Consider the following 5128-nt stretch of genomic DNA (forward strand, 5'->3'; position numbering starts at 1 on the left):
CGACTTCAAGATACTGAATTTCAGTATCTTGAGCAATATCTAATCAGTATTTTTTACTTCAAATAATTACACCCAACGGGTTATATAATAATACATTATTAGGACCAAACGTTACAGGAACAATCCATTTTAATCTTGATAAATCAACTCCTCCTCCTGAGGTGTAGGTACTTAAATCGATATCATATGAATTCCAAGATCCTTGCACTTTAGTAAAAGGAACTTCCAATTCACGATTTCCACCACCTATAGATTCTAATTTTATTTTGAAAGAAACAAAATCAGGAGACCAAACATCTATATGCAAATGTGTCATTGTACTTGCGTCCCAATTGCCACCAACTGGATCAGGAGAACCGTTTGCTGCTAAACCAGAATAACTGTGGTTAGAATATTTTATAACAGTACTTGCATCTGCTAAAGAGTAAGGTTCAGTAATAGTAGACCCTCCAAAAGTGGAAAGAATATAGGTGTCTGGATTAGTGTAAGTTGTACCATACACTGATCTTACATCCCCAGCATTTCTTGTTGGAGCTGCAGGTCCAGCAGTAGGTGCAGGATCAGGGGCAACATATACTTCTAGTTTAACATTGTCAATATCTACTTGACCAACTGCAGCGCCCATATCAAAAATAATACGACTAGCCGAGTTTGACCAATAAGAATTTAAAACTAATTCAAATGTTTGGCTAGTTGTGGTCAAATTAACCGTTTGCACAGCGCTATCGTATGGAGCACCTTGTAAACCTATACCAGCAACCATGGTTCTTCCACCCGGTCTATCTGTAGAAGCATCAAATGTTAATTTGTACTTAATTGCTGAAATTGATTGTGCATAACTTAAATTAACATCATATGCATTTCCTGCAGCGCCAACACTTGCAGAATTGTACTTGTTAGTGGTACCTATGATGTTCAGGGCATTGCCATTCCAGCCAACGGTTCCACTTTCAAAATCACCATTGGTGATTAGGTTTTGCGATTGTCCTAATGAAATAGTCATTAAGAAGAGTAATAGAAATAGTTTTTTCATAATAAAATAATTTGGTGATTGTTTAACATTATTGTTAGAAAGTCAAACATAAAAAAAACTGTAATTGAGCAATAAAAAACAACCTATACAAAAACTATACAACGTTTTTTTTATTTATTAATTTTTTTTATTTCAATGATTTCAATCGATTTCGAAGTTTTTTTGGAATTTAAAATTACATCATAAATTTTCGTATTAACAGATTGTTATTTAAATGTTGTGTTGATGTATAGTTTTTAATTCCTTTTTTTATTCCTATTTTGGTTTAAAATTTTATTATTATATAAATAATGTTCTTAAAATTGCATATTTCTATTTAATTATTCTAAAAAAAAATATTTTTGATAAATTTTATATTTATAAAATATTGTTAATAGTAGTATAGATATCTTGTATTTAATACCGATATTTTATTCAATTGTTGTTTAATTTAGTTTTTTACTTACTTATTTAATTGTAATTTGTGGTGTCTATTTTGGGTTATTTCTAGAAGATCAATTTTTTTTCATTTTAGTTTTCAAAATTGTAACTATTGAACAGTTGTTATACGTTTCTAACTTGCGTTTCAATCGTTATTTACTTTTACTTCATTACGTAATCTTCTCGATACTATGCATCCATTAGCTAGTCGCAAATGGAAGCTCAACTCGAAGTGACGTGCATTTTGCAATAGAACTATTGGTTTGATGAACCTTGTATATTTTACTTTAAAATACGTCACTAAGTATACCGTCACTTTGAGTGGTGCTATTTTTTAACGGAGATGTGTCGAGAAGTGAAAGAAAGAATTACGGTGTTATGAAAAAATGTGTTAATTTGAAAAGTATATACCTGTGCGAAGCGAATTAAGCGGATAATGCTATTAATTTAAGAAAAAACAGTCTCGGTTTTTCGTTCTGAAAAGGAATACACGAACGTTCGTAAACAAGCGAAGCAATCTCATATAGTACTCACATTATATGATTTTTCTGGTTGGTCGAAAGGACAAGAGTTACCTTAACTTAATGACATTTAGATGCGGAACTAGAATCAATAATAAAAAGCTTTTATTGATTGTGTTTAAAAAAGCATAATAAATTCATTATAGTAATTGTTTAGTGACTTTCTTAATGAACCATAACACCTTAATGTCTTATGTAATTGAATGCTCACTTTATTTTAGAATGGCAAAAATAGAAGTGATGTTTACAAACTGAAGATTTAAAGATTGATTTTATAAAAGGAGTATTGATTTTATGATTTTTTTTAATAATGAAGAAGATTTAAGCTACTTTTTATGTAATTTTTCACATAAAACGCGTTGGATTTTTTTTGCCTCTTCTTTCAAATGTTTTTTTACTATAAATGTAATGCAATCATCTAGTTTGACGATGATAAATTTGTATTGATATTCTTTGTAAAGCATTCCTAAAGCCAATAGAAATAAGGCCAATATGCCAAAGATAATCTTATAAATTAAATCAATATTCAAATAATAGCTAAAAATTAGAGTATAAACTGCTACGGCAATTAAAAAAATATTTTTAGACATTACCCTACTTTTTCGCATATTTACATGCTTGGCTTCATGAATGTTTATTTTTATTTTGTTGTTGCTATCAAAAACTACAAAGTGATGTTCAAACACGATTCCAAATGCATTCATAAATTCCATCTGGTTAGTAGTTTCGTTTTCTATAGTATTGCTGGTTAAAGTTTCAACCATGGTTTTAAATTTTATATTCTTAATTAGCGTTTAAGCGAAAAATGAGCTTTAAATAATTTTTCAATCTTATTTTCAAAATAATTGATAGTAAACCAATAGTCGGTAGCAGGCAATAATTGATTGTTAAATGTTCCGTCCCAACCCGTTCCGTCTGAACTAATTTGTTTTATTAATTTTCCGTATCTATCGTATATAGATAGTTTTGCATTCGAATTTTTGGATAATCCTACTACATTCCAAGTATCATTAAATCCATCCCCGTTAGGAGTAAAGAACTTAGGGTAATTGATAATCGTAACGGTATCTGTAAAACTCGTACAGCCTTCACTATCAGTTATACTAACAGTGTGCAAACCGCTTGAAATACCTGAAAAAACATTTGAACTTTGCCATTCGCCGTCGTCTAATCTATAAAGGTATTCATTTATGTCTCCATTAACAGTTATGGTTACAGTAGCATTTTCAGTGAATGCGGCTGTTTGTTCTATTGAATAGGAATTTGCAGGAAAGGTTTCAGTCATAGTTGCAAATACCTCTTTCGAAGTACAACCTGTGAGTTTATTAAAAACGAGTACGGAATATTTTCCAATAGCTGTGGCTTCATAGCTGTTTTGTGTTGCTCCATTAATTTTAACGGATTCAAAGTACCATTCAAATTCAAAATTCGGGTTGTTTAAATTGGTTTCAATTAGATAGGGATTTAAGGTATTTCCTGTAGCTTTTTCAATACAAATTTTACCGTCTTTTAGATTAGGTTTTGGAAGTGGATCAACATTTATTTTTACTAAAGAGGAGGTTCCTTTACACCCACCATAGCTTGGTGTTACAGTATAAGTAACCGAACCACCAGTAACAGTTTCTAAAAGTTGTTCAATAACATCCTCTCCAGAATCATCTTTGGCACCAGTAACATCTGTAGGATTCGCTGTCCATTCAAATGTGGTTAAAGGAATGTTTGGATTAGGGATTAACTTAACATTGGTATAGTTGCCACTACAGATATCACCTCCCGAAGCACCAAAAATTTCAGGAATAGGATTCACTCTCACAACCACTGATAGTGGTGTGCCGAAACAGTTATTAAATTTGGGAGTTACAATGTATTCTGCAAAACCTTCTTTTATATCTGTAGTGGTCAATGTTTGAACAATAGTATTATCGTTTCCTGAAAGGCCTCCCAAAACTCCTGTTTGAATAACAGTCCAATCAAAAGCGGTTGAACCTACTTCGCTTGACAGTTCAATATTTGTATTTCCGCCAGAACAAATGGTTTGAAAATTGGAGGAAGCGCTAGCTTGAGGGATAGGATTAATAATTATAGGTACAATAGTTGTTAAACCACTGCATCCATTTGCCGTTGGCGTTATGGCATACACAACTTCACCTGATTGATTGCCAACAGTAGAGAGTTTCTGAATTATTTTATCACCCGATCCTGCAGTTGCTCCTGTTACATTACTATTAATAGCGTTCCAGTTGAATGTTGTATTAGGAACATTGCTAGTGAGTGTGATTGCGGTACTACTTCCTGAACAAATAGAAGGGGATACAGCATTTGCTTGAACTATTGGAATGTCTAAGACTTCAATCTTTAGTTGAGCAGTTGCTGCACATTGACCCAAATCAGGATTAAAAGTATAAGTAGTGGTAGCGGTAGTATTTAATGGTGGAGACCAAGTTCCATTTATAGCATTTAAAGAGGTTAAAGGCAAATCAGAAAGTACTCCTCCAACACATATAGGATTAACTGTATCGAATTGTGGAATAATGGTTGCGCTTGTATTTATGGTAATATCTAAAGTAGTGCTAATAGCGCACAATCCAGCAGTTGGAGTAAATGTATAGGTAGTTGTTTTAGTATTATCTAAAGGCGGGTTCCAAGTACCTGTTATTGCTTCTAAAGAAGATAACGGCAATGGTAATAAAGTCGCTCCAATACATATATCGGGTACTGCAGTAAACGTAGGGCTTACGTTTGGATTTACGGTTATAGTTAGAGTTCCGTTATTAGAGCATTGTCCAGCAGTTGGCGTAAAAGTATAAGTATCTGATTTAGTATTATCATATGCAGGCAACCAAGTTCCTGTAATATTATTGTTTGATGATGAAGGCAATGAAAAAAGTGTATCTCCAGAGCAAATGGCAGGAGTTGTATCAAAAGTTGGAGTTACTTTAGGATTTACAGTTATAGTTAGAGTTCCATTATTTGAACATTGTCCAGCAGTTGGAGTAAAAGAATAAGTGTCGGATTTAGTATTATCAAAAGCAGACAACCAAGTTCCAGTAATACTATTGTTTGAAGACAGAGGTAATGTAAAAAGAGTATCTCCAGAGCAAATTGCTGGAATTGCAGCAAATATTGGAGTTATTTTTGGATTTACAGTTATGGT

At 32.5% G+C, this 5128-nt stretch carries 3 protein-coding genes; all 3 read right to left on the bottom strand.

Going from position 1 to position 5128, the window contains the following annotated elements; translation table 11 throughout:
• Positions 1 to 58: 58 nt before the first annotated feature.
• Positions 59 to 1033, bottom strand: coding sequence for a hypothetical protein (locus ACFQ0S_RS11590; RefSeq protein ID WP_379758268.1), 975 nt, complete (start codon positions 1031 to 1033; stop codon positions 59 to 61).
• Between the two features lie 1267 nt (positions 1034 to 2300).
• Positions 2301 to 2738: a hypothetical protein gene (locus ACFQ0S_RS11595; RefSeq protein WP_379758265.1), complete on the bottom strand. Its 438-nt coding sequence runs from the start codon at positions 2736 to 2738 to the stop codon at positions 2301 to 2303.
• A 23-nt stretch (positions 2739 to 2761) separates the two neighbouring features.
• Positions 2762 to 5128, bottom strand: a 2367-nt coding sequence (locus tag ACFQ0S_RS11600; RefSeq protein WP_379819100.1) for a T9SS type B sorting domain-containing protein, incomplete at its 5' end; no start/stop codon positions are given.

Origin of the sequence: Flavobacterium myungsuense (assembly GCF_042677265.1) — a bacterium.
GTDB lineage: Bacteria > Bacteroidota > Bacteroidia > Flavobacteriales > Flavobacteriaceae > Flavobacterium > Flavobacterium myungsuense.

What these genes read in the sequence shown, in the direction of transcription:
- ACFQ0S_RS11590 (WP_379758268.1), bottom strand. Translation starts at nt 1,033, where the DNA reads ATGAAAAAACTATTTCTATTACTCTTCTTAATGACTATTTCATTAGGA.
- ACFQ0S_RS11595 (WP_379758265.1), bottom strand. Translation starts at nt 2,738, where the DNA reads ATGGTTGAAACTTTAACCAGCAATACTATAGAAAACGAAACTACTAAC.